This is a genomic window from Vibrio renipiscarius (genome assembly GCF_000827885.1).
Taxonomy (GTDB): domain Bacteria; phylum Pseudomonadota; class Gammaproteobacteria; order Enterobacterales; family Vibrionaceae; genus Vibrio; species Vibrio renipiscarius.
In genome coordinates this window covers 1018388-1041113 of sequence record NZ_JTKH01000024.1, presented here as the reverse complement: position 1 = coordinate 1041113, position 22726 = coordinate 1018388, and the positions used below count along the sequence as shown (strand labels likewise).

22 protein-coding genes are annotated in these 22726 nt (G+C 45.7%); 8 read left to right on the top strand and 14 right to left on the bottom strand.

Annotation, left to right across the window (positions count from 1 at the left end):
* Positions 1–134: 134 nt before the first annotated feature.
* The 3 genes from OJ16_RS18310 to ectA are packed head-to-tail and all read right to left on the bottom strand — an operon-like array spanning position 135 to position 2366.
* On the bottom strand, positions 135–521 hold the full coding sequence (locus OJ16_RS18310) for an ectoine synthase (RefSeq protein WP_040992687.1): 387 nt from the start codon (positions 519–521) through the stop codon (positions 135–137).
* Positions 522–530: 9 nt separating this feature from the next.
* Positions 531–1796 (bottom strand): diaminobutyrate--2-oxoglutarate transaminase, encoded by a 1266-nt coding sequence (ectB, locus tag OJ16_RS18305; protein ID WP_040992686.1) that lies wholly within the window; start codon positions 1794–1796, stop codon positions 531–533.
* 21 nt (positions 1797–1817) lie between these two features.
* The gene (gene ectA / locus OJ16_RS18300; RefSeq protein ID WP_173425019.1) at positions 1818–2366 is read right to left on the bottom strand and encodes a diaminobutyrate acetyltransferase; all 549 of its coding nucleotides are present in this window, start codon (positions 2364–2366) and stop codon (positions 1818–1820) included.
* A gap of 517 nt (positions 2367–2883) precedes the next feature.
* Between ectA and proV the strand changes: the two genes are divergently transcribed.
* The 4 genes from proV (at position 2884) to OJ16_RS18280 (ending at position 7234) form a co-directional block, all read left to right on the top strand.
* Positions 2884–4071: a glycine betaine/L-proline ABC transporter ATP-binding protein ProV gene (proV, locus tag OJ16_RS18295; RefSeq protein WP_040992684.1), complete on the top strand. Its 1188-nt coding sequence runs from the start codon at positions 2884–2886 to the stop codon at positions 4069–4071.
* A gap of 5 nt (positions 4072–4076) precedes the next feature.
* Positions 4077–5168 (top strand): glycine betaine/L-proline ABC transporter permease ProW, encoded by a 1092-nt coding sequence (proW, locus tag OJ16_RS18290; RefSeq protein ID WP_040992683.1) that lies wholly within the window; start codon positions 4077–4079, stop codon positions 5166–5168.
* A complete protein-coding gene (gene proX / locus OJ16_RS18285; RefSeq protein ID WP_040992682.1) occupies positions 5165–6172 on the top strand; it encodes a glycine betaine/L-proline ABC transporter substrate-binding protein ProX in 1008 nt (335 codons plus the stop codon). The genes proW and proX overlap by 4 nt, the downstream gene beginning before the upstream one ends.
* 219 nt (positions 6173–6391) lie before the next feature.
* The gene (locus tag OJ16_RS18280) at positions 6392–7234 is read left to right on the top strand and encodes a YhcH/YjgK/YiaL family protein (protein ID WP_040992681.1); all 843 of its coding nucleotides are present in this window, start codon (positions 6392–6394) and stop codon (positions 7232–7234) included.
* A gap of 60 nt (positions 7235–7294) precedes the next feature.
* Here the strand turns inward: OJ16_RS18280 and OJ16_RS18275 are convergent, their stop codons facing one another.
* The 8 genes from OJ16_RS18275 to OJ16_RS18240 all read right to left on the bottom strand — a co-directional run bounded on the left by OJ16_RS18275 (position 7295) and on the right by OJ16_RS18240 (position 15133).
* A complete protein-coding gene (locus OJ16_RS18275; protein WP_040992680.1) occupies positions 7295–7813 on the bottom strand; it encodes a YgjV family protein in 519 nt (172 codons plus the stop codon).
* Positions 7810–8475: a hypothetical protein gene (locus OJ16_RS18270; RefSeq protein WP_040992679.1), complete on the bottom strand. Its 666-nt coding sequence runs from the start codon at positions 8473–8475 to the stop codon at positions 7810–7812. The genes OJ16_RS18275 and OJ16_RS18270 overlap by 4 nt, the downstream gene beginning before the upstream one ends.
* Before the next feature lie 103 nt (positions 8476–8578).
* Entirely contained in the window at positions 8579–9205 is a 627-nt protein-coding gene (locus tag OJ16_RS18265; protein WP_040992678.1) for a bifunctional 4-hydroxy-2-oxoglutarate aldolase/2-dehydro-3-deoxy-phosphogluconate aldolase, read from the bottom strand.
* Positions 9206–9276: 71 nt separating this feature from the next.
* On the bottom strand, positions 9277–10212 hold the full coding sequence (locus OJ16_RS18260; RefSeq protein WP_040992677.1) for a sugar kinase: 936 nt from the start codon (positions 10210–10212) through the stop codon (positions 9277–9279).
* Positions 10209–11633, bottom strand: a complete 1425-nt coding sequence (gene uxaC, locus OJ16_RS18255; protein WP_040992676.1) for a glucuronate isomerase — start codon at positions 11631–11633, stop codon at positions 10209–10211. The genes OJ16_RS18260 and uxaC overlap by 4 nt, the downstream gene beginning before the upstream one ends.
* 112 nt (positions 11634–11745) lie before the next feature.
* Complete coding sequence (locus tag OJ16_RS18250; RefSeq protein ID WP_040992675.1) at positions 11746–13209, bottom strand: fructuronate reductase; 1464 nt, start codon at positions 13207–13209, stop codon at positions 11746–11748.
* Positions 13210–13298: 89 nt separating this feature from the next.
* Entirely contained in the window at positions 13299–14600 is a 1302-nt protein-coding gene (locus OJ16_RS18245) for a TRAP transporter large permease (RefSeq protein WP_040992674.1), read from the bottom strand.
* Positions 14601–14620: 20 nt separating this feature from the next.
* Positions 14621–15133: a TRAP transporter small permease gene (locus tag OJ16_RS18240; protein ID WP_040992673.1), complete on the bottom strand. Its 513-nt coding sequence runs from the start codon at positions 15131–15133 to the stop codon at positions 14621–14623.
* 313 nt (positions 15134–15446) lie between these two features.
* On the opposite strand from OJ16_RS18240, the gene OJ16_RS18235 reads away from it, so the two are divergent.
* The 3 genes from OJ16_RS18235 to uxuA all read left to right on the top strand — a co-directional run bounded on the left by OJ16_RS18235 (position 15447) and on the right by uxuA (position 18652).
* The gene (locus OJ16_RS18235; RefSeq protein WP_040992672.1) at positions 15447–16430 is read left to right on the top strand and encodes a TRAP transporter substrate-binding protein; all 984 of its coding nucleotides are present in this window, start codon (positions 15447–15449) and stop codon (positions 16428–16430) included.
* 99 nt (positions 16431–16529) lie between these two features.
* Complete coding sequence (locus tag OJ16_RS18230; RefSeq protein ID WP_040992671.1) at positions 16530–17318, top strand: FCD domain-containing protein; 789 nt, start codon at positions 16530–16532, stop codon at positions 17316–17318.
* A 149-nt stretch (positions 17319–17467) separates the two neighbouring features.
* Positions 17468–18652, top strand: coding sequence for a mannonate dehydratase (gene uxuA, locus OJ16_RS18225; RefSeq protein WP_040992670.1), 1185 nt, complete (start codon positions 17468–17470; stop codon positions 18650–18652).
* A 201-nt stretch (positions 18653–18853) separates the two neighbouring features.
* On the opposite strand, the gene OJ16_RS18220 is transcribed toward uxuA, so the two are convergent.
* Complete coding sequence (locus tag OJ16_RS18220) at positions 18854–19471, bottom strand: LysE family translocator (RefSeq protein ID WP_040992669.1); 618 nt, start codon at positions 19469–19471, stop codon at positions 18854–18856.
* 85 nt (positions 19472–19556) lie between these two features.
* Entirely contained in the window at positions 19557–19823 is a 267-nt protein-coding gene (locus tag OJ16_RS20015) for a hypothetical protein (protein ID WP_152613869.1), read from the bottom strand.
* A 558-nt stretch (positions 19824–20381) separates the two neighbouring features.
* Here OJ16_RS20015 and ylqF point away from each other — a divergent pair.
* A complete protein-coding gene (ylqF, locus tag OJ16_RS18215; RefSeq protein WP_040992668.1) occupies positions 20382–21317 on the top strand; it encodes a ribosome biogenesis GTPase YlqF in 936 nt (311 codons plus the stop codon).
* A 108-nt stretch (positions 21318–21425) separates the two neighbouring features.
* On the opposite strand, the gene OJ16_RS18210 is transcribed toward ylqF, so the two are convergent.
* Positions 21426–22415, bottom strand: a complete 990-nt coding sequence (locus OJ16_RS18210; RefSeq protein WP_040992667.1) for a CobW family GTP-binding protein — start codon at positions 22413–22415, stop codon at positions 21426–21428.
* Between the last annotated feature and the right edge of the window lie 311 nt (positions 22416–22726).

The window sequence follows — 22726 nt, the reverse complement described above, 5'->3', positions numbered from 1 at the left end:
CTTTTGGTGGGGTTCTTTTTTTCTCCTTTTTGGCCATATCAGACGCTCAAAACTTACTGACATACAAACAAAAAGCCAAGGCTCTCACCTTGGCTTAAAATTGAGTTTCTCTTTTATGAATTTAGAGAATAGCGCTAGTCAACTAACGGATACACGCCATCCGAATCATGAACTTCTCGCCCAGTAATCGGTGGATTAAATACGCACGCCATGACCATTTCTGTACCTTTATAAGCGCGAAGATAATGCTCATCGTGCTTGTCTAAGATATATAACGTACCCGGCTTGATTGGGTATGTTTCGCCGCCAACAACTTCGATTTCACCTTCACCGCTCATACAATAAACCGACTCTAAGTGGTTTTTGTAGTGAATATGCGTTTCGGTATTTTCAAAAATCGTGGTGATATGGAAAGAAAAGCCCATGCTGTCATCTTTAAGCAGCATACGTACGCTTTCCCACGTCGCCGAGACAACGCGTCGCTCGCTATCACGACACTCTTCAAGTGTTCTTACTATCATGGTATCTCCTTACGAGGCTTTCTTAATCAGCTTTGATGCAACAGTGTCAACCGCCTGCTCGAAGATCTTCATCCCTTGTGCCATTTCACTTTGCGTAATCGTCAATGGAGAGAAAAACTTGACCACTTCATCATTCGGCCCCGCCGTTTCAATCACCATGCCATTCGCAAAACACTCACGCGCAATCAGTGATGCCGTTTCACCACAACTACACTCAACGCCAATCATCAAACCGCGCCCTTTCTGCTGTTCAAACAGTTGCGGATAACGCTTCATCACTAAGGACAATGTTTCTGACACTTGCGCCGAGCGTGCTGCAATATTTTCTTCCAGCGCATTATCTGACCAGAACATCTGTAGTGAATGTGCAGCCGTCACAAAGGCGTGGTTATTGCCACGGAAAGTTCCGTTGTGTTCGCCAGGCTTCCAAGAATCAAGCTCTGGTTTCAGTAAAACGATCGCCATCGGTAAGCCATAGCCACTGATGGATTTTGACAGTGTGACAATGTCAGGCTTAATACCCGCAGGCTCGAAACTAAAGAAAGTCCCCGTACGACCACAGCCTGCTTGGATATCATCCACAATCAGCAACACATCATTGTCACGACAGATTTTTTCTAGTCGTTGCAACCATTGATTTGACGCGACATTTAAGCCCCCCTCACCCTGAACTGTTTCAAGTAACACGGCAGCGGGTTTATCAAGACCACTCGATGCATCCGTTAACATCGTTTCAAACAGGCTTAAACTATCTATACCAGCATAGCCCTCATATGGAAGACGAGTGACACCCGCCAACGGCAACCCATTCCCGCCACGATGATGTTGATTACCGGTTGCCGCAAGTGCACCTGCGGTACAGCCATGAAAACCGTTAGTGAAAGCGACAACATTCGGACGCCCTTTCACTTTCCTTGCGAGCTTAAGTGCCGCTTCAACGGCATTAGTACCCGTCGGGCCAGTAAACTGAACTTTGTAATCTAATGATCTTGGTTGAAAGATGTATTTGTTCAGCGCGACCAGAAAGTCAGCCTTGGCATTAGAATGCATATCCAAACCATGAGTAATGCCATCGCTCGTAATATAGTCCACCAGCGCAGTTTGTAACTCACTGTTGTTATGTCCGTAATTAAGAGAGCCTGCGCCCGCTAAAAAATCAAGGTAGCGTTCACCTGAGTCGGTTTCTAGCCAACAGCCTTTAGCTTTTTTAAAGAGAACAGGAAAGTTGTTTGAATATGAGCGTACTTTTGACTCGTACTGATTAAAAATATCCATAATGGGACCGTCAATTAATCCTTATTTGTAAGTGTTACGAAGAGGGATGCGGAACAAATATTCAGTGTCATGATCACCATAGAAATGCTGAGTTTGGTCGAGGAATATTGACACCTCGCCATCTCCAGAATTTTCGCGATCCAATTTTTTGAATAATGCCCACGACCCTTTGTTATCTTTCGTGATTGTCGTCTCAACGTACTCAATATTCATACCCGAACAGCGAGAAAGAAGTTCGTTGAGCATTTGATAAGCCAGACCTTGCCCGCGATGCTTGTCATCGACGGCTACCTGCCAAATAAACAAAGTATTAGGGGTGGTTGATTGAGGCTTTAAATAGGCAGAGATGAATCCCGCGATAGCGCCATCAAATTCGGCTACGACGCACGTATCACTGAAGTGTGAAGCTTGAAGAAAATTACAGTATGCAGAGTTAGTATCTAACGGAGGGCAATTGGCGATCAATGCATGGATACGATTTCCATCATTGATCGTAGGCCTTCGGAAACGAAAGTGTCGTTTAAAAGCATTGCTGTTTGCTGTTAGCACCCAAGGTGCTGAAGTAATCATATTAGGGCGCATAATCCTTTGAGCTCTAAGTTAGTTCACCTCTATTATTGATCATACCCCACGCATGAGATCAAGAAGAGTTTATAAACACCGCCATTAGTGTGACAGTAGTCACATATAAGATGAAAATAAATGTAAAATGACTCTTTTATTCACATTTACACTATTTTTATGCCCACGCTGCCACACAAAAAAGACGACACCAACCTTTACCTCATTTAACGCACTCACAGGTAAACCCGCAATATAATTATACAAAACAATGGCATACGAAAAAAGCACCCACCAACGACGCCTTTAATCACGGTTTAATTTATCTCACATGATCGTAATGTGTGAAATTTACACACCTAAAGTTCACAAATGAAAATTAATCCTTATTAAACAATAACTAAAAATAACCACGACAACCAACTCCCGTTTAAAACGCTCATGAGCTCATTTGATTTACGCCCAAATATTAATTAGAGTACAAAGGTTTTTACGTTAAATACTACCAACATTAAAGGACTGGTGAATGTCACCCATCTTGGAAGTTCAAGGACTGTATAAAGTCTTTGGAGAGAACCCCAACCAAGCCTTTGCTCTTATAGAGCAAGGCTCAGACAAAGATTCTATTTTTGAGACCACGGGGTTAACTGTCGGCGTGCACGATGTCTCTCTATCGATTAATGAAGGCGAGATTTTCGTCATTATGGGGCTTTCGGGCTCAGGCAAGTCAACTCTGGTTCGCTTGCTAAATCGCCTCATCGAGCCCACTAAAGGAAGCGTTTTACTTCGTGGCAAAGATATCGCTCACATCTCAGATGAACAGCTCCGAGACGTGCGTCGAAACCATATCTCGATGGTATTTCAAAACTTTGCATTAATGCCACATATGACCGTCATTGAGAATGCAGCCTTCGGTTTAGAACTGGCTGGCGTTGAAGTGAAAAAGCGTCAAGATTCTGCATTGTCAGCGCTCGCTCGTGTCGGTTTAGATCCCTATGCAGATTCCTATCCTGATGAACTGTCTGGAGGGATGAAGCAACGAGTTGGTTTAGCCCGTGCACTGGCATGCGATCCCGACATTCTGCTGATGGATGAAGCGTTCTCAGCACTCGATCCTCTTATCCGCACCGAAATGCAAGATGAGCTCATTCGTCTGCAAAATGATGACAAGCGCACTATTGTCTTTATCTCCCACGATTTGGACGAAGCGATGCGCATTGGTGATCGTATTGCCATTATGCAAGATGGTGTCGTGGTCCAAGTGGGTACACCAGATGAAATTTTAAATAATCCCGCGAATGATTATGTCGAAGCCTTCTTCCGTGGCGTCAACATTGCGAGCGTGTTGACCGCTAAAGATATCGCGCGAAAAAATCCCGCGGCGGTATTTAAAAAATCAGAACACGACGGCCCCGCTTCTGCCTTACAAATTCTTACTGACAATGATCGTGAATATGGCGTTGTCGTCGATAAAACCAACCAATTCTCTGGTTTAGTCTCGATTGAGTCCCTACGCCAAGCACACAAAGAAAATCGTTGTTTGGTCAGCGCTCAGCTCAAGTCAACCATCACACTGTCCCCCGAGCAACCGATTAACGACATTTTGGGCGATGTCGCAGGCGTCTCTTATTCGGTCCCCGTGGTCGATGAACACGGGCAATATTTCGGCATCGTGTCTAAATCACGTCTACTTCAAGCATTGGATAGGGATTAATCACAATGTCAGCACAAGAAACCACAAATGATCCTTGGGCTTCACCAGCCCCAGCAGAAACGACAACAAACGAAAGCAATCCTTGGTCACAAGAAGCCCCTTCCGGTGATGAGAATTGGCTTTCATCAGAAACCATTGAACAAGCCCCTTTTGACATACTGGACCCCTTTTCTAATCCCATTATCCCTTTTGACGTTTGGGTTGAATCCGGTTTAGAGTGGCTGGTCAATCACGGACGTCCGGTTTTCCAAGCGATTCGTGTCCCTATCGACTTCATTCTCACGACATTTGAAACGGGTTTAGTTTCTACCCCAGCCCCCATTATGTTGTTGATCTTATTTCTTATTACTTGGCAGTTTTCAAACCTCAAGCTAGGCGCGACAACGCTAGTGTCACTGGTTCTCATTGGGTTGATTGGCGCTTGGGGACAAGCCATGACAACGCTATCGCTGGTGATGACTTCGGTATTTTTCTGTTTACTGATCGGTTTACCGATGGGAATTTGGCTTGCCCGAAACGATACGGCAGCCAAAATCGTTCGCCCATTGCTGGATGCCATGCAAACCACACCAGCCTTTGTTTATCTTGTCCCAATCGTGATGCTGTTTGGTATTGGTAACGTCCCTGGCGTCGTAGTGACCATCATTTTTGCCCTTCCCCCTGTCGTTCGTTTAACCATCCTTGGTATTCAGCAAGTCCCTGACGAACTGATTGAAGCAGGCCACTCATTTGGAGCAAGTCGTAAACAAATGCTTTATCGCATTCAACTACCACTTGCCATGCCGACGATTATGGCCGGCGTCAACCAAACTCTGATGTTGTCCCTTTCAATGGTCGTCATCGCCTCGATGATCGCCGTGGGCGGGCTTGGCCAAATGGTTTTGCGTGGTATTGGTCGACTTGATATGGGGCTCGCGGCGGTTGGCGGATTAGGCATCGTTATTCTCGCGATTTTACTCGATCGCGTTACGCAACAACTTGGCATTAATGCCCAAAATACAAAACAACGTTGGTATCACACCGGCCCAGCTTCATTATTCGTCAAGCTGGCGTCAAAAAATTCATTGGGAAAATCAATCCAGGAGAAAACTGAATGAATAATTCATGGAAGAAAACCCTCGTCGTAAGCGCTGTATCGGCTCTTGCGGTATCCAATCATGCATGGGCGGAAAAATTACCCGGTGAAGGCGTCACGGTGCAGCCCGTTCAATCGACTGTGGCAGAAGAAACCTTCCAAACGCTGATCGTTAACAAAGCACTTGAAGCGCTGGGTTACCAAGTTAAAGAAACCAAAGAAGTTGACTACAATGTGGGCTATACATCGATCGCCAATGGCGATGCGACTTTTCTTGCCGTCGGTTGGTTCCCACTCCATGCCGACAAATACACAATGGCAGGCGGTGATGATAGCTTTTATCGTAAAGGCCAATTTATTAGCGGTGCAGCGCAAGGCTACTTGATTGATAAAAAAACCGCAGAACAATATGACATTACCAATATAGGCCAACTGTCTGATCCTAAAATTGCGGCACTGTTTGATGCCAATGGTGATGGCAAAGCAGACCTAACCGGCTGCAACCCGGGTTGGGGATGTGAAATGGTGATCGAAGAACAACTCAATGCTTTCAAACTGCGTGATACGGTTTCCCACAATCAAGGTAACTACGCCGCAATCATCGCCGATACCATCTCTCGCTACAAGAAAGGCGACCCTATCGTTTACTACACATGGACACCGTACTGGGTAAGTGGTGTGTTGGTTCCGGGTAAAGACGTGGTTTGGCTGGAAGTCCCGTTTTCAGCCTTACCGGGTGAGCGAAAAGATGTCGACACCACCTTACCCAATGGTAAAAACTATGGCTTTGAAATGAACTCAATGCGTATTGTCGCGAACAAACAGTTTACTGACAATAACCCAGCGGCCGCAAAACTGTTTGAAATCATCAAGGTGAATATTAACGATGTCAGCGCACAAAACATGATCATGAGCAAAGGTAAAAACAGTGCCGCCGATATTGAAGCGCACGCTAATGGGTGGATAAAAGCCAACCAAGCACTCTTTGACTCTTGGATTACTGAAGCAAAACAAGCGGCACTCTAACGTTTAGTCAGATACGCTAACCCCCATATTTAATGCCAGGGATTCACTTCTCTGGCATTTTTATTACGCCTATTTCTTTGCTTGAATACCGACTCAAACAAATTGTTGATCCAGCTCTCCTTCCTCATCTAAATTCACTCATAATTGGTCAACCAGTTCTATTCCTCGTTTATAATGGCCCTTTCTAATGCAGCCACCACGTGGCTATTGGGGTAATTAGTGTTTAAAGGCAACTTATCTGAACTGGACACATATCAGAATCTTCCAGTTAAAATGTTTGAAGTGATTGAACAGGTAAAACAACGCTTAAGTGCTTCAGTCGAGAATGGTCGTTACCAACTTGACGGTGATGACGTTTTCTTCTTTGTCGTTGATGACAACACCAAGGTTATCACCGACTGTAAATCTGAGATTCATCGCAAGTACATCGACGTTCAAATCATCCTGGCCGGTGAAGAGCGCTTTGGTTATAGCCTTCAACCATTCAACAGCATCGCAGAAGATCTTCTTGAAGCGCGTGATGTGGCTTTTAGCGAAGATCTTGTGAATGAACAATTTGCCGATCTTAAAGCGCATGACTTTATTGTCTTCAATACCCAGCAACCACACCGCCCATTAGTTGCGGTGAACGATCCAATGCCGGTACGCAAAGCAATCATTAAAATCTCTCATGAATGGTTGGCCGCCCAATCCATAAACAGCACATTAACTTGGAATGATAGCAATATTCCGCATCAGATCTCGCTACAACAAGTGGGATTGCACACGAATATTGAAATGCGCATTGTCAAAGATGTGGAGCCTGAAGTCATTACTCTTAAGGTTGAGCATAAAGTAGAAGATGTCATCAACGCATGGCAAGGCGCTGCGATGCCTATTTCTGAAGCTTTTGATGATGGTGAGTTGTTCTCACAAGCGCGTGTTCTATTCAATCTTGAACGCGGTTGTGTTGTGTGGTTAGTGAACCATATTAAACTACCATGCGGTAACAAAATGTCAGCAGATAAGCTAGCATGGGTTCCAGCAATGATGAGCAAAGACGGCAAACTAAGTGCCATCTAATGGTTCATAAATCACGATAAAACCGAGCGTTCTGTGCTCGGTTTTTTTATATTATCGACGCTAAGCGCGAGACGTGCTTTGCGCAAAATACAACCGTAAAATCGTACTTAAATTAACGAAGATAAAGATCACCTCCATCAAAGTGGCACCTATAGACCCCATCAAAAGATTATTGATCACCCAACAGCATGAGCTCACTAACATCAGTAATCGCATTGGCAAGCCTTGAAACTTAAACAACGCCAATGTTGCGACTGTCGATCCAATAATCGGTAATAGCTCATAGAGGTAATCTAACTGAGGTAAACCCATCCCCCAAATCATTACAATGAAGAACACCATCACACCCGTGGATTGCGTCTTGGTGGAACTGTAACTGCGTATCGCGCTGATGCCACTCCCAAACGCGGCAACCATCGCATCCATCATCACAAAATGACCACACATGATAAATTGAAAGATCATCAAATGCAGACGAAAGCGCTGGCCATCACGATGAAGAAATGCAGTTGTACCGATGGCAAAGCCAAACATCCCAACGGCTTGGGCAAGATCCCATTCAGGTAATAGACCATTCATGATTTCTCGCCTAGCTCGTTCGTTGCTAACTCAGCAATTAAATACGCCAAACACAGGTTTGGACTGGTGAGAGTGCGATCACGCGTTGCTTGGTTTAGTTGTACTATCGCCGGCGCCATTGAGGCTTGCGCCAACACAATACGGCGATCATTTTGACAATGTTGGTCGATGTATTGCGCAATGCTCGCCAGGTACGCGTCATTATCTCCGGCTAAATAATATGACCACGCTTCTGGAATCACTTCCACCGTGGCTCGCTGTGCGATATCAGCGTCGTATTCTGCTAATAGGTTCATGGTCGGCTCTATGGTGGTTGAGAGCGCAGCCAAAATTGTGACGCTATCGCCTTGGCTGACTTCAATCGCCATGGGTCTATCCACACGTATCACTTGGGCAAATCGGGTGTTCGCCTGTTCGGCTAATGCGCCAATACTCGAACAACTGCAAACCACCCAATCAGCGCCCTGCGCTTCCAATTTCAGCACTTGTTGTTCAACCATCGATGCCAATTCATCATCAATTCCGACAGTGCTCGCGTGTTGCAGTAATTGCGGCGCGCAATGGTGGTGCATGCTCGCCCATTTATCTAAACCACTGGATGCGATAAAAGGTTCAAATAACGACTGGTTAGCCGCTAAGGTATGTAAAAAAGCAATCTGCATAGAGCCTCACTAGAAAATATGGATATCGTTCTAAAACGGCTTATCTAAAAAAGGCTTCTCGAAAGAAGCCTTAATCATTGGGTTTGACTGTTGCTGCGCGAGTTTATTTCACTAAATCTGCGGCTTCACGTGCTAGGCGACCGATCTCGTCCCAACGGCCTTCATTGATCAGAGCTTTATCCACCATCCAAGTACCGCCGCAAGCAATTACGCGATCAATGGCAAGGTAGTCATTAACGTTCTTGGTGCTGATGCCACCCGTTGGCATAAATTGAATTTGCGTGTACGGGCCAAGCAAGGATTTCAGCATGTTGATGCCGCCAGATGCTTCTGCTGGGAAGAATTTCAGGGTTGTTAATCCCATTTCAATCGCCGCTTCTACCGCGCTTGGGTTATTCACGCCTGGGACGATATCGATGCCGATTTCGCGACATGCATTAACCGTGTTTGGGTTAAACCCCGGAGAAACCACAAACGTTGCGCCCGCTTGCTTAGCAGCAATCGCCTGTTCGCGGTTTAACACCGTACCTGCACCGATAAGCATATCTGGCCGCGCTTCACGCAGTAAACGAATTGCTTCTACTGCCGCATCTGAGCGGAAAGTGATTTCAGCCGCTGGCAAACCGTTGTCTGCTAGCGCTTTACCCAGTGGAATAATGTCTTCTGCGCGGTCAATCGCAATCACGGGAATAACTTTAATTTCAGCCAATTGCTGTGCAATCGTGGTCATATTTAATCCTTACTTTAAAATCCGTTTCTCTACATCAATATCTAGTCACCAATGTCGAGTCATCGAGGTGACTAAACAAAGCGAACCGCTTCTGTTGCGTGTGTTGGGATGATCGCGCCTTTATGCTGGATCACGATACCCGCCAGTTGATGGCCTTGACGCGAACACTGCTGGGCATCTTTATCTTGTAGGTAGCCCGCTAAGAATCCGGCGTTGAATGAATCGCCCGCCGAAGTCGTATCAATCACGACTTCAACCGGTGTCGTTGCAATCGCTTCAAGCTCTCCAGCCCCAAATTCTTGGTACAAGTTACCTTTCGCGCCCATCTTCACTACGGCTTTTTTTACACCCGCAGCTTGCAGACGGTTTAAAGTTGCCTGCTCATCGCTGTCGCCCCAAAGATTAGCTTCGTCATCGTTGGTCACTAGCGCCAAATCAGTGATAGCAAAAATCTCGCGATAGCATTCACGAGCTTCGTCCGCGTCACGCCATAGCGCTGGACGATAGTTAGAATCGAACGCCACTTCGACACCTTTAGCACGTAATGCGGCAAGAAGCGTGATGAGTTTAGATCGGTCTTGCGCGGGTAAGATAGCAATGCTGATACCGCTAAGGTAGACCATATCGACATCCACTAAAGATGCTTCAATTTTACCAAAATCCGCATGTTGCATCATGTAACGCGCTGCGGATTGATTACGCCAGTACAAGAAAGTACGCTCGCCTTGCTCATCCAACTGAATAAGGTAAAGACCTGGTTGACGAGTCTCGTCGCGCAGCACCAGATTGGTGCCCACACCTTCTTGTTGCCAGCGCTCAAGCATACCTTGACTAATCGCATCACAGCCCAGCGCTGACACGTAATCAATCGCCACTTTTTCACCCGCAACGCGTGCAAGGTAAACCGCAGTATTAAGCGAATCACCGCCAAACGTTTGAGTCATGGCGCCAAATGGCGCGCCATTTAACTCGATCATGCATTCCCCGATTAAGGCAATACGCTTCATGCTTTCTCTCCTGGTAGAACGAAGTAAGACTTAGCGTTTTGATAACAGATGTCTTGCACCATTTTACCCAGCATCTTGATGTCGTTTGGCACTTCACCATTGACTGCCCATTGGCCAATAATGTTACAAAGGATACGACGGAAGTATTCATGACGCGTGTACGACAGGAAGCTACGTGAATCCGTTAGCATGCCGACAAACTGGCTCAGTAGACCCAGTTGAGAAAGCTGCTGGATTTGACGCTCCATGCCATCTTTTTGGTCATTGAACCACCAGCCAGAACCAAATTGAATCTTGCCTGCAATACCGCCACCTTGGAAGTTACCAATCATGGTTGCCATCATTTCGTTATCACGTGGATTTAGGCAGTAAAGAATGGTTTTTGGTAGCTCGTTTGTGATGTCCATGGCGTTCATCAAGCAAGACAATTGCAGTGCGAACGGACGATCGCCAATTGAGTCAAAGCCTGCATCAGCGCCTAATAATTGGAACATACGCGTGCTGTTGTTACGCTGTGCACCGATGTGCAGCTGCATTACCCAACCCATTTTCGCGTATTGCTTGCCAAGCCAAACTTGAACAGCGGTACTGAACTGATCGATTTCTAGTTCGCTCAGCGTTTCACCTTGCAGACGACGCGTTAGCATCGCATCCAATGCAGCTTCGCTTGGAACAGCGGCGTAACGAACGATTTCAATACCGTGGTCCGCTGCGCGACAGCCGTGTGCGCTAAAGTGTTCTAGACGACGCTCAAGCGCAGTCAAAAGATCGGTAAAGCGAGTAATTTCAACATCCGCTACTTCACCAAGTAGTGTCATGTATTCAGCGAAGCCATCCAATTCAATCTTGAACGCACGGTCAGGACGCCAACTTGGCGCGACTTCAACATCAAAGCTGTCATCTTCTGCAATCGCTTTATGGTATTCCAATGAGTGAATAGGATCATCAGTGGTGCCCGCCATCACAACATTCATTTGCTTCATGATGCCGCGCGCTGAATACTCTGGCGTTGCCAATAGTTCGTTACACTCGTGCCAAATTTGGTCTGCCGTTTCTGGGCCAAACAGTTTACCGGTAATACCGAATGGGCGGCGAAGCTCAAGGTGAGACCAATGGTACAGTGGGTTACCCAATGTTTGCGGAACGGTTTTTGCCCACGCTTGGAACTTTTCGTAATCTGACGCTTCAGTACCTGTGATCAATGCTTCAGGCACGCCCGCTGAGCGCATACCACGCCACTTGTAGTGATCCCCTTCCAACCAGATCTTGGTTAGGTTTTCAAACTGGCGGTTCTCAGCCACTTCTTTTGGGTTTAGATGGCAGTGGTAATCGTAGATTGGCATCGCTTGGGCGTAATCATGGTATAGCTCACGAGCGATGTCATTCGATAGCAAGAAGTCTTCACACAAAAAGTTTTTCATTTTCTACTCCGTAGGTGCCGGCCTCGCCCACACCAAAGAAATTTTAAACACTATTTACAACAGCAAGATTTAAAACAAAGAAGCCCTCACATCGGAGGGCATCATTTCACGATTAAAGAGAAGCGACAGCTTCGCGAGCGCCTTTATCGAGGATTAACTGGTACGCGTTTGTTACCGCAGTAACGAAGGTTTCGTTAGCAATAAGGTCCGTGCCAAAAATCGCTTCGATTGAAAGTAGCGCTTTCACCACTGAGGCATTCAGACCGTGCTCAGCGTAAATCGCCTGGAATTGCTCTACCATTGGGTCACGAACATCAATCGCTTCGCCATGCTCAGTCACGGCGCCAACGTAACGCATCCAACCCGCAATACCCATTGCCAACCATTTGAAATCCGTACCTTGCGCTAGATGATGACGTAGCGAACCACCCATACGTTGTGGGATCTTCTGGCTACCATCCATCGCAATTTGCCATGTTTGGTGCTTTAGGCTTGGGTTAGTAAAGCGCTCAATCAGTAGCGTTGCGTATGCTTCTAGATCAGTCCCTTCTGGCATGTTCAGCGTTGGCGCTTGCGCCTTCATCATCATGTTAAACGCCGCTTTGCGGTAATCTTCGTTCGTCATGGTGTCTGAAATGTGTGCGTAGCCACCAAGGAAACCTAGGTACGCTAGGAATGAGTGACTGCCGTTTAGCATACGCAGTTTCATTTCTTCAAACGGCACCACGTCACTGACAAACTCTGCGCCCGCAACGTTCCAATCTGGGCGACCAGCAACGAAGTTGTCTTCGATAACCCATTGACGGAACGGTTCACAAGCAATACCACATGGATCTTCTACGCCCACTAACTCAGCAATTTCAGTCAGCGTTTCTTCTGTTGCCGCAGGCACAATACGGTCAACCATGGTGCATGGGAACGTCACGTTCGCTTCAATCCATGATGCCAGTTCAACGTCAACAAGATTAGCGAAATCCAATACTGCCGCGCGTGCAACGTGGCCATTTTCTTGTACGTTATCGCAAGACATCACAGTAAATGGTTGGATGCCTTTTTCACGGCGCTGACGCAGCGCTTCAACGATGTAACCAATCGCTGAACTTGGATCTTGTGGGTTTGCCAAATCCGCAATGATTAGGCCATTGTTTTTGTCTAGACGCCCAGTTGCTGGATCGGCGCAGTAACCTTTTTCAGTGATGGTCATCGATACGATCGCCACTTGCTCTTCGGTCATCTTAGCTAATACAGCCGCTTTGCCATCTAGGGTTGGGTGTAGCGATTCCGTTACTGATGCAATCAGTTTAACGTCTGTCGACTCTGCGCCCTTCTCTGCCACTGTGTATAGGTGGTCTTGTGCGCGAAGTTGCTCAATCAGATCTTCGCCGCCAAATAGGTTTACTTCACAGATGCCCCAATCACTGTTGGTTTTCTCTAACATTTCATTGGTGAATAACGCCTGGTGTGCGCGGTGGAAAGCACCAAAACCAAGGTGAACAATGCGAGATTTAAGATTTGAGCGAGCGAAAGTTGGACGAATTACTTGTTCATTCAAGTTGGTATTTGCGATTGTTTTCATTGTTTTTTTCCTTGGCCTCGCGGCCGATTAAAGGCTGCGAGGCAAATTGATGGAGGCAAATCCGATAGTCGAATTGTTTAATTATTGACTTAGTAACCTAGAATCAACTGTGGAAGCAGAAGACTGATTTGTGGGATAAACGTAATTGCCAATAGTGCTAGGAATAGCGCCGCGTAGAACGGTAGTAGTGGCTTGATTACTTTATCGATAGAGATGTTTGCAACCGAACAGCCAACAAACAGTGCACTACCCACTGGTGGAGTACATAGGCCGATAGCAAGGTTGAATGTCATCATGATACCGAAGTGTACTGGGTCCACACCCATATCTAACACGATTGGTAGGAAGATTGGCGTGAAGATTAGAACCGCTGGTGTCATATCCATGAAGATACCAACAATCAATAGGATTACGTTGATAATCAATAGAATGATTAGTGGGTTTTCAGAAACCGCTAGTAGCGCATCCGCAATCATGTAAGGGATATCAGCGTTCGCCATTGCCCAAGACATACCCATTGATGCACCAACCAAAAGCAATACGATTGAGGTTGTTACTGCAGACTCAAGCACGATTTTTGGTAGATCACGAATCGTCACTTCACGGTAAACACCCACTGCTAATGTTAGCGTGTAAACCACAGCAATTGCTGATGCTTCTGTTGCCGTAAAGATACCGCCGATGATGCCGCCCATGATCACAACAATAAGAAGAAGTGACGGTGCTGCTTTAATAAATGTATCCCAAACAGCCGCTAACGTAGGACGGGCTGCAACTGGGTAGCCACGACGTTTGGCAATAATACCGGCCACAACCATCAAGCTTAGACCCATCAAGATGCCCGGTAGGTAACCTGCAAGGAAAAGAGCAGCTATCGATGTACCACCAGAAACCAGTGAGAATACGATTAGCGTGTTACTTGGCGGGATCAATAGACCAGTAGGACAAGAAGTGATGTTTACCGCTGCGCTGAACGCTTCATCGTAGCCATCTTTCTTTTGTAGTGGCGCCATCGTGCCGCCCACTGCCGCAGCTGATGCAACCGCGGAACCAGAGATTGAACCAAACATCATGTTAGCAAGAACGTTAACGTGTGCTAGTGAACCTGGTAGCTGACCACCCAGTACTTTAGCAAAGTTAATTAGACGGATCGCGATACCGCCTTGGTTCATGATGTTACCCGCTAAAATAAAGAACGGGATAGCCAATAGTGCAAAGTTATCAAGACCAGCAGCCATACGTTGCGCGACGACTGCGATTGCAGGTTCTAGCGGCAAGCTCATCATAATGGTTGCAAGAGAAGAAAGACCAATCGCAAACGAGACTGGGATACCAAGCGTGAGCAACACAGCGAAGGTACCAAATAGGGTAAGAATTAATTGCCATTCCATTGTGGAATTCCTCTTCGAAATTAGTTTTGTTGTGCGTCGCTTACAGCCACATCACCAGAGATAAGTTGTTGAATTTTTTCGATGCCGAAAACCACAGAGTAGAAAATCATCAGCGCACCACTAATTGGTAGACAGAAATAGATGTAACCCATTTCAAAACCTAGTGCCGGCGTTAGCTGGCCTGTTGCCAACGTTTTAATTGCTAAATTAGAGCCGCCGTAAACCAGAACAACGAATGCAAACACAGCAATAGCAATTTGGATAATCAATTCATTAATCACTTTACGTTTGCCTTTTAACTTCATTGTTAATAGGTCAATGGCAAGGTGACGCTTTTGGCCTGTTGTGTAAGCAGCACCGATAAGAGCAACCCACATGAACAAGTAACGAGCAAGCTCATCAGTCACAGTACTTGGACGACCGATGATGTAGCGTGATAGGACTTGCCAAACCACGCAAAGTACGAGGAAAGTAGAAAGCGAGACGGTGAATGTCGCCAAGCCTTTATTGATGTATTCGACCAATTTTTTCATTGTTGTTTCCTTAACATCGCCGTCATTTCATATGACTAGCAAATTATTGCTATTGGTTAACCAATATAAACTCACGTTCATATCTATTAAGCATTAACATTTCTTTTTCTGCGGGCATTATATTCACTGCTCACACATCGTCCGTGACCGAGTTCACACTTGAACTGGTTGACCAATTCTTTCTTGATAAGTGTGATATTGCTCAACCAATTATGTTTTTTACTTTGACGACGCCCAGAATTGGTCGCAAGATTAGCGTCGAAACAAGTTACTCCTACAAAATTTACGGAATACATCTCACGGAGAAATAATAATGAAAACACGTAAGAGCCTATTAACTGCAGTGATCGGTGCAGCATTAACGTTTGGTGTCAGTGCACAAGCTTTTGCTGCAACGACTCTAAAATTGAGCCACAATCACACTCGTGACCACGCCGTGCATAAAGCGATGGACGCGATGGCAAAAGAAGTGCGTGAAACAACTGATGGTGAAGTCCGTATTCGTATTTACCCAGATGCACAACTTGGCTCTCAACGTGAGTCAATGGAACTGATGCAAAATGGCGCGCTGCAAATGGTTAAAACCAATGCAGCAGAACTAGAAGCGTTTGCTCCGGCCTACTCTGCATTTAACATGCCTTACCTTTTCCGTGACCAAACACACTTCTATGCGACTCAAGAAGGCGAAATCGGCGAAGAGATCCTTGAATCTTCACGCAAAAGCGGCTTCATCGGTCTAACGTACTATGATGCAGGCGCTCGTAGCTTCTACACTAGCAAGCCAATCAATACGCCAGCAGATCTAAAAGGTATGAAAGTACGCGTACAGCCAAGCCCATCAGCAATCGCGATGGTTGAAGCTCTTGGTGGCAGCGCGACACCTCTAGCGTACGGTGAGCTATACACCGCATTACAACAAGGCGTTGTAGATGCAGCAGAAAACAACATTCCTTCATACGGCATGAGCCGCCACAGCGAAGTATCAAAATTCTTCTCTCTTGACGAGCACACCATGGTTCCTGACGTACTAGTGATCTCAACTAATGCGTTTGATGGTCTATCTGAAGAGCATCAAAAAGCAGTTAAGACCGCAGCATTGAACTCAATGCAGCTAATGAAAACACTTTGGGCTGAATCTGAAAAAGAAGAACGCGCTAAAGCTGAAGAAATTGGCGTGAAATTTGTTGAAGTAGACAAAGCATCATTCGTAACAGCGGTTCAACCAATGTACGACGACGTACAGAAAAATAATCCTGAATTGTTTACTCTAATTGAACGTATTCAAGCAGTTAAATAAACCAGTTAAAATATTTATTAGAGAAGTAAAGGTATTGCCACATAACGATTCAGATAGGTTGACCAATTAATCTGGTTAGTTATGATGGAGTGAACTGAAATGGAAAGAAGCGATAATATCATCATGATGCCTTTTGAACCCAAACGTCCTTATCAAGAACTAGGGTTGGTTTTACGACAAGAATTGACTGATGGCCACTATAACGTGGGCGATCGTCTCCCACCTGAGCGCGATATTGCAGAACGACTAGATGTCAGCCGTACAGTAGTACGAGAAGCGATCATCATGCTCGAGTTGGAAAACCTTGTCGAAGTCAAAAAAGGCTCTGGGGTATATGTGATCAACATTCCAAATCAATCACCTCATCGTGAACACATCATCACTGATGATGCGGGACCTTTTGAAATGTTACAGGCGCGTCAGTTACTTGAAAGTAATATTGCAGAATTTGCAGCACTACAAGTAACACCAGGAGATATCGCAAAAATGCGTGCGGCGCTCGAACTAGAGCGCCAAGAGCTGGCAGCACAAAGTGAACTTTGCATCGGTGACGAGCAGTTCCATATGAGTATTGCAGAAGCGACCCACAACTCCGTGTTAGTGGATATGCTGAAAAACTCATGGGAACGTCGTGAGCAAAGTCCTATGTGGCAAAAGCTTCATTCACGCATTAGCGGTCATGATTACCGCCAGGAATGGATGGAAGATCATGCCCGGATTTTGGCTGCGATGCAGCGTAAAGATCCGGTCACTGCAAAAAGCGCCATGTGGCAGCACCTTGAAAATGTGAAACAGCGACTTCTCGAATTGTCTGATATTGACGATCCGGACTTTGATGGCTATCTCTTTAGTTCCAATCCGGTCGTCTTATTCGGTGGCAAACAATAATAGTTTGTCATCTATAAAAGCAGCATTCGCTGCTGAAAAAAATAGCTAAATAATAGCTAATAAAGTCGTTATTTATATTTGTTATTTGCAACTTAATTAACTCAATTGATTTGAGCGGGTTAAGTCTGCCTATTAAAAGGTGATTAGTCATGGAACAAACGTGGCGTTGGTACGGTCCGAACGATCTAGTTTCTCTCGACGATATTCGTCAAGCAGGCGCAACAGGTATCGTAAATGCTCTACACCATATTAAAAATGGTGAAGTGTGGTCAAAAGAAGAAATCCTTGCACGTAAAGCAATCATTGAAGCAAAAGGCCTAACTTGGTCGGTTGTGGAAAGTGTGCCTGTGCACGAAGAAATCAAAACTCAAACGGGTGACTTCCAACTTTGGATCGACAACTACAAGCAAACACTGCGTAACCTAGCGCAATGTGGTATCGACACCGTTTGTTATAACTTCATGCCGGTTCTTGACTGGACACGTACTGATCTTGAATACGAAATGGCTGACGGTTCTAAAGCACTGCGCTTTGACCAAATCGCATTTGCTGCGTTTGAATTACACATTCTAAAACGCCCAGGCGCAAACGCAGATTACACCGAAGCAGAACAAGCACAAGCACTTGAGTACTTCAATAACATGTCTGAAGCGCAAATCAAGCAGCTAACTGCCAACATCATCGCCGGTCTTCCTGGCGCTGAAGAAGGTTACACGCTAGAAGCATTCCAAGCACAGCTTGATCGCTACGCGGGCATCACTAAAGACAAACTTCGTGAGCATATGGCGTACTTCCTAGCGGAAATCATGACCGTGTGTGACGAAGAAAATATTAAGATGGCGGTTCACCCGGACGATCCACCGCGCCCTATCCTAGGTCTACCACGCATCGTTTCAACCATCGAAGATATCGATTGGCTAACGGAAAAAGTGCCAAGCTCGAACAATGGTATCACTATGTGTACTGGCTCTTACGGTGTACGTGGCGACAACGACCTAGTGAACATGATCAAAAAGCACGGCGATCGCGTTTACTTCACTCACCTGCGTTCAACGCAACGTGAAGAAAACCAATTGAGCTTCCATGAAGCGGCGCACCTAGACGGCGATGTCGATATGTACGGCGTAGTAATGGCGATTCTTGAAGAAGAGCAACGCCGTGAAGAAGCAGGCGATCTACGCAAGATCCCAATGCGTCCAGACCATGGTCACCAAATGCTGGACGACCTGAAGAAGAAAACCAACCCAGGTTACTCTGCCATCGGTCGTTTGAAAGGTCTTGCCGAAGTTCGCGGCCTAGAGCTTGGCCTTAAGCGCGCATTCTTCACGAAATAAAATGCACTAGCATATTAACTGCTGGTTAATGAAATCCCTCGAATTATTCGAGGGATTTTTATTTCTGAATGCGAACTTATTACCCACCAACCCGTGCTTTCCGTTTTTACTGCCGACAAAACCAATCCCGCCGACTAAAAATCAAAAACGTCAAAATCACGCAGAATGAAAAGGGCTGCGAATCATTCTAAATATTCTGGGTTATTGCTGGCGACTAAACAACAAGTTAGCCCCAGATAGAGCTAAAAAGGTCGCGCATGCTCTATTAAAGCGCTTTGCCATGTTCGGTTTTGTGAACCATTGCCTCAAATAGATTCCAAATGCAGCGTATAGCGATATCGCGCACATTTCCAATAACAAGAAGGTGACTCCGAGAACGAAAAACTGTTCATTGACACTTGCCGAAACATCAACGAATTGTGGCAAAAACGCCGTAAAGATTAAGATAGCTTTAGGATTACCGGCAGCTAAGACAAACTCTTGCTTTGCTAACCCGAAACGATTCCTCGTATTTTCAATGTCCGAGATCGGACTCGTGTCTGAGCGCCAAAGATTAAAAGCAATCCACAGTAAGTAAGCGGCACCCACGACTTTAATAATAAGAAATAATGTTTCAGACGCATATAAAACAACCGCTAAACCTGACGCGGCGAATGCAATCATTACAGAAAATGCGGCAATACGACCAAGACCGGCCATGAAAGCAGACTTGAAACCATAACAACGAGCGTTATTCATAGACAACAGATTATTGGGACCAGGGGTCATATTTAGCGTAAAACACGCCGGTATAAAAAATAACAACGTCCAGATTTCCACAATACTCCCCTTCCCTAAAAAAACACCTGTACTCAAATGAACACATTCATCATTTAAAATACAAACGGTTCTTGTTGTGAAGATGTCACTTCACAATCAAAGCCTCGCCTTGATAGCCAGCAACAACAAATGACAACAAATGACAGCAAATGAGAACAACAGCAAGCATGCCATAGAATATCCTTGCCTCTAAAAGGACAGCATTAGGACGGTAGCTTTCTCCCCTCATATAACCGGCGCGCGCAAACACATATCGCTGTTTACAACGAGGACAACGATTTGGATTTCTATAGTCATTTTCCTCACGTTCGTAACCGCAACAGGCACAAACTTTAAAAGAAAACTCATCCATGATTAATGCTCATAACGCTCACTATGCCCCCCTTAGACGGGCCACGACACATCGACCTGGCTAAAACGCACTTTAACCCTCATGCGGCAGACCAAATGTCAAAATCCTGCCCTTTAAGTCGGTAACCCACTCTAAACTAATGACTACGATAACAAACCTGTCACTAAGGCGTATAGGTATGGAAGCGTGCGATAGAGCGCATTATTGGGTGAGAACACTCCGCAAACTTGGGCATCACATCCATATTGTGGCAGGCAAACATACTCTCCTCGTAACGCGCAAAAAAGAAAAATGGCCTTGTTGATAACGTTACTATGTGCAAAGAAATTCGCCGCACTTGATATCGTTCAAACCGCTGTACTTATATTGCGTACTGATATTGATGAGCCCGACGTTTTACCTCATACCCAAGGCAACACCGTTAAAGTGCAGTCGCCGATTAAAACGCAGTGACATTGAGCGTTTAGGGTGAGATTGGTGATCTTTCACGACTCAATCCTTTACTCTGTGCTATTTCCCCTTACAATTAGCTCAAAATCAGAAAACAAGGTTATTTTCATGTCTATTCAATGGTTCCCTGGCCATATGCACAAAGCACAAAAGGAGATTGCAGAAGCGATCCCTCAAATCGATGTCATCATCGAGGTGCTGGATGCTCGTATCCCGTTTAGTAGCGAAAACCCAATGATCTCCGAGCTACGTGGCGAGAAACCAGTGATTAAGGTACTGAACAAGCGCGATCTTGCTGATCCTGAAATGACTCAGCTTTGGATTGAGCATCTGGAAAAAGAACAAAATGTGAAAGCAATGGCGATCACGACGTCACAACCGCAAGAAGTGCAAAAAATTCTCGAATTGTGCCGCAAAATGGCACCGAACCGTGAAGAAGTGGGTAAGAATATCCGCACCATGATCATGGGCATTCCTAACGTTGGTAAATCGACGATCATCAACTCGCTTGCCGGCCGTACGATTGCCATTACCGGTAACCAACCGGCAGTCACTCGTCGTCAGCAACGTATCAACCTACAAAACGGCGTCGTTTTGTCTGATACTCCGGGGATTTTGTGGCCGAAAGTAGAAAACCCGCACAGTGGTTTCCGTCTTGCGGCAACAGGCGCGGTAAAAGATACGGCGATGGAATATGATGAAGTGGCTTTCTACACCGTGGAATACCTCGCTCAAGCGTATCCTGACAGACTTAAAGAACGTTACCAAATCGAAGAGTTACCAGAAAGTGATGTTGAGCTAATGGAAGAAATTGGCCGTCGTCGTGGTGCACTGCGCTCTGGTGGCCGTGTTGATTTGCACAAAGCTTCAGAGATTCTTCTGCACGAACTGCGTAGCGGTACTCTGGGCCAAATCACGCTGGAACGCCCTGAAATGATCACAGAAGAGCTAGTGCAAGTTGAGATTGACACTGCGCGTAAGCTCGAAGAAAAGATTAAGAAGAAAGAAGAGCGCCGTAAACGTTACTTGAGAAACAAACGTTAATTAATCGCCTTTCCTTCGCGTTAATTGAAAATAAAAACAGGGTGGCATTTTAGCCGCCCTGTTTTATTTCTAGCAGAATATTCTAACCTATTGCTCAAAAGCTGAATATCAAGCCTGAGCAATGCCGCACAGTTTAAGTAAAATCACTTCTAGATCTTGCCAAGGCATTAAGTGCGTATCAATCACTTCTAAGCGGGATTCAAAACCCGATAAACTCATTTGATTCACCGACACAACACCGTTTGCTACGTTAAACGCATACGTACCTTGATCGGTATTCACGACGGCCTTCACACGCTCTGCCGTCAAATCAGAGAGCATCGAAAACAGCTGATCAAAATCAAATTCATACTCTGCACCAAATAACCAACCACAGCTAAAATAACCTTGGCCCTTATTTTCTCGGCGAATGAAAGCTTCACCCGGTGGCAGCTCAAATTGCGGTTCTTGGCTTGCATGATCATGATGATGATGTTCAATATGCGATGAGGCACTGCCCTGAACTCGTTCAATCTCAAGTACACTGAGCGGCAACGCGCCTTGCTCAACCAGTTGGCTGAATGTTTTCGGCACCGCTTGTGAGGCAATCCAATGGTTGAATGCTTCAATGTCGTCCGGTTGGCAAACATCCACTTTGTTGCCAATCACCACATCCGCGCTATCCAACTGATCATTAAAATTTTGATTGGTCGTATATTTAGCATTACGTAAATTACGCGGGTCAACCAAGGCTATCGTCGCTTTCAAATCCACATAATTGTGGTATTGCTCTGAGGTAAGCGTCGCCACAACCTGCTTAGGATGGCCAAGCCCTGTCGGCTCAATAATTAGGCGATCAGGCTTTTGGCGCAATAAGGCGTTAATACCCACAGACATAGGAACACCGGCGGTGCAGCACATACAGCCACCCGGCACCTCTTTAATCATGGCGCCCTGATCCGTCAATATTGCACCATCGATACCAATTTCACCAAATTCATTCACCAGCACCGCCCAGTTTTCGTTTTCAGGCTTATGCTTAAGTAAATTGAGTATTGTGGTGGTTTTTCCTACACCGAGAAATCCGGTAATGATATTGGTAGGCACTTTTGATGTCATGGTGGCTCTCCGAACAAATATTGGGAGAATTATACCCTTAGTTACCTTTGGTGGCAGCCACCTTATTCTGATCTCGGATAATCAGATGGGGATAAGATGACAAAAGGCGCACCGTGAGTGCGCCTTATCCCTCGTTACTCAATCGTGAGTTTGCGAATCAGAGTGGCTATAGGTGCATTCTGATATTAAACGAGGCTATAGAAATGAACTTTCGATTCCATCCAAATTGTATGTAAGGCACTTGTTCCTCCATGCGAGTTCGTTCTCTTTGCCTTACACATTAAATATGGCTCAAATTAGATAAACTTCAA

Bases quoted from the DNA above. Each gene is read 5' to 3' on its own strand.
- ectA (WP_173425019.1), bottom strand. From the start codon at position 2,366: ATGATTACTTCAGCACCTTGGGTGCTAACAGCAAACAGCAATGCTTTT.
- ylqF (WP_040992668.1), top strand. From the start codon at position 20,382: ATGTCTATTCAATGGTTCCCTGGCCATATGCACAAAGCACAAAAGGAG.
- proW (WP_040992683.1), top strand. From the start codon at position 4,077: ATGTCAGCACAAGAAACCACAAATGATCCTTGGGCTTCACCAGCCCCA.
- proV (WP_040992684.1), top strand. From the start codon at position 2,884: ATGTCACCCATCTTGGAAGTTCAAGGACTGTATAAAGTCTTTGGAGAG.
- OJ16_RS18265 (WP_040992678.1), bottom strand. From the start codon at position 9,205: ATGACCACGATTGCACAGCAATTGGCTGAAATTAAAGTTATTCCCGTG.
- uxuA (WP_040992670.1), top strand. From the start codon at position 17,468: ATGGAACAAACGTGGCGTTGGTACGGTCCGAACGATCTAGTTTCTCTC.
- proX (WP_040992682.1), top strand. From the start codon at position 5,165: ATGAATAATTCATGGAAGAAAACCCTCGTCGTAAGCGCTGTATCGGCT.
- OJ16_RS18210 (WP_040992667.1), bottom strand. From the start codon at position 22,415: ATGACATCAAAAGTGCCTACCAATATCATTACCGGATTTCTCGGTGTA.
- OJ16_RS18270 (WP_040992679.1), bottom strand. From the start codon at position 8,475: ATGCAGATTGCTTTTTTACATACCTTAGCGGCTAACCAGTCGTTATTT.
- OJ16_RS18240 (WP_040992673.1), bottom strand. From the start codon at position 15,133: ATGAAAAAATTGGTCGAATACATCAATAAAGGCTTGGCGACATTCACC.
- uxaC (WP_040992676.1), bottom strand. From the start codon at position 11,633: ATGAAAAACTTTTTGTGTGAAGACTTCTTGCTATCGAATGACATCGCT.
- ectB (WP_040992686.1), bottom strand. From the start codon at position 1,796: ATGGATATTTTTAATCAGTACGAGTCAAAAGTACGCTCATATTCAAAC.
- OJ16_RS20015 (WP_152613869.1), bottom strand. From the start codon at position 19,823: ATGGATGAGTTTTCTTTTAAAGTTTGTGCCTGTTGCGGTTACGAACGT.
- OJ16_RS18260 (WP_040992677.1), bottom strand. From the start codon at position 10,212: ATGAAGCGTATTGCCTTAATCGGGGAATGCATGATCGAGTTAAATGGC.
- OJ16_RS18310 (WP_040992687.1), bottom strand. From the start codon at position 521: ATGATAGTAAGAACACTTGAAGAGTGTCGTGATAGCGAGCGACGCGTT.
- OJ16_RS18235 (WP_040992672.1), top strand. From the start codon at position 15,447: ATGAAAACACGTAAGAGCCTATTAACTGCAGTGATCGGTGCAGCATTA.
- OJ16_RS18250 (WP_040992675.1), bottom strand. From the start codon at position 13,209: ATGAAAACAATCGCAAATACCAACTTGAATGAACAAGTAATTCGTCCA.
- OJ16_RS18275 (WP_040992680.1), bottom strand. From the start codon at position 7,813: ATGAATGGTCTATTACCTGAATGGGATCTTGCCCAAGCCGTTGGGATG.
- OJ16_RS18245 (WP_040992674.1), bottom strand. From the start codon at position 14,600: ATGGAATGGCAATTAATTCTTACCCTATTTGGTACCTTCGCTGTGTTG.
- OJ16_RS18230 (WP_040992671.1), top strand. From the start codon at position 16,530: ATGGAAAGAAGCGATAATATCATCATGATGCCTTTTGAACCCAAACGT.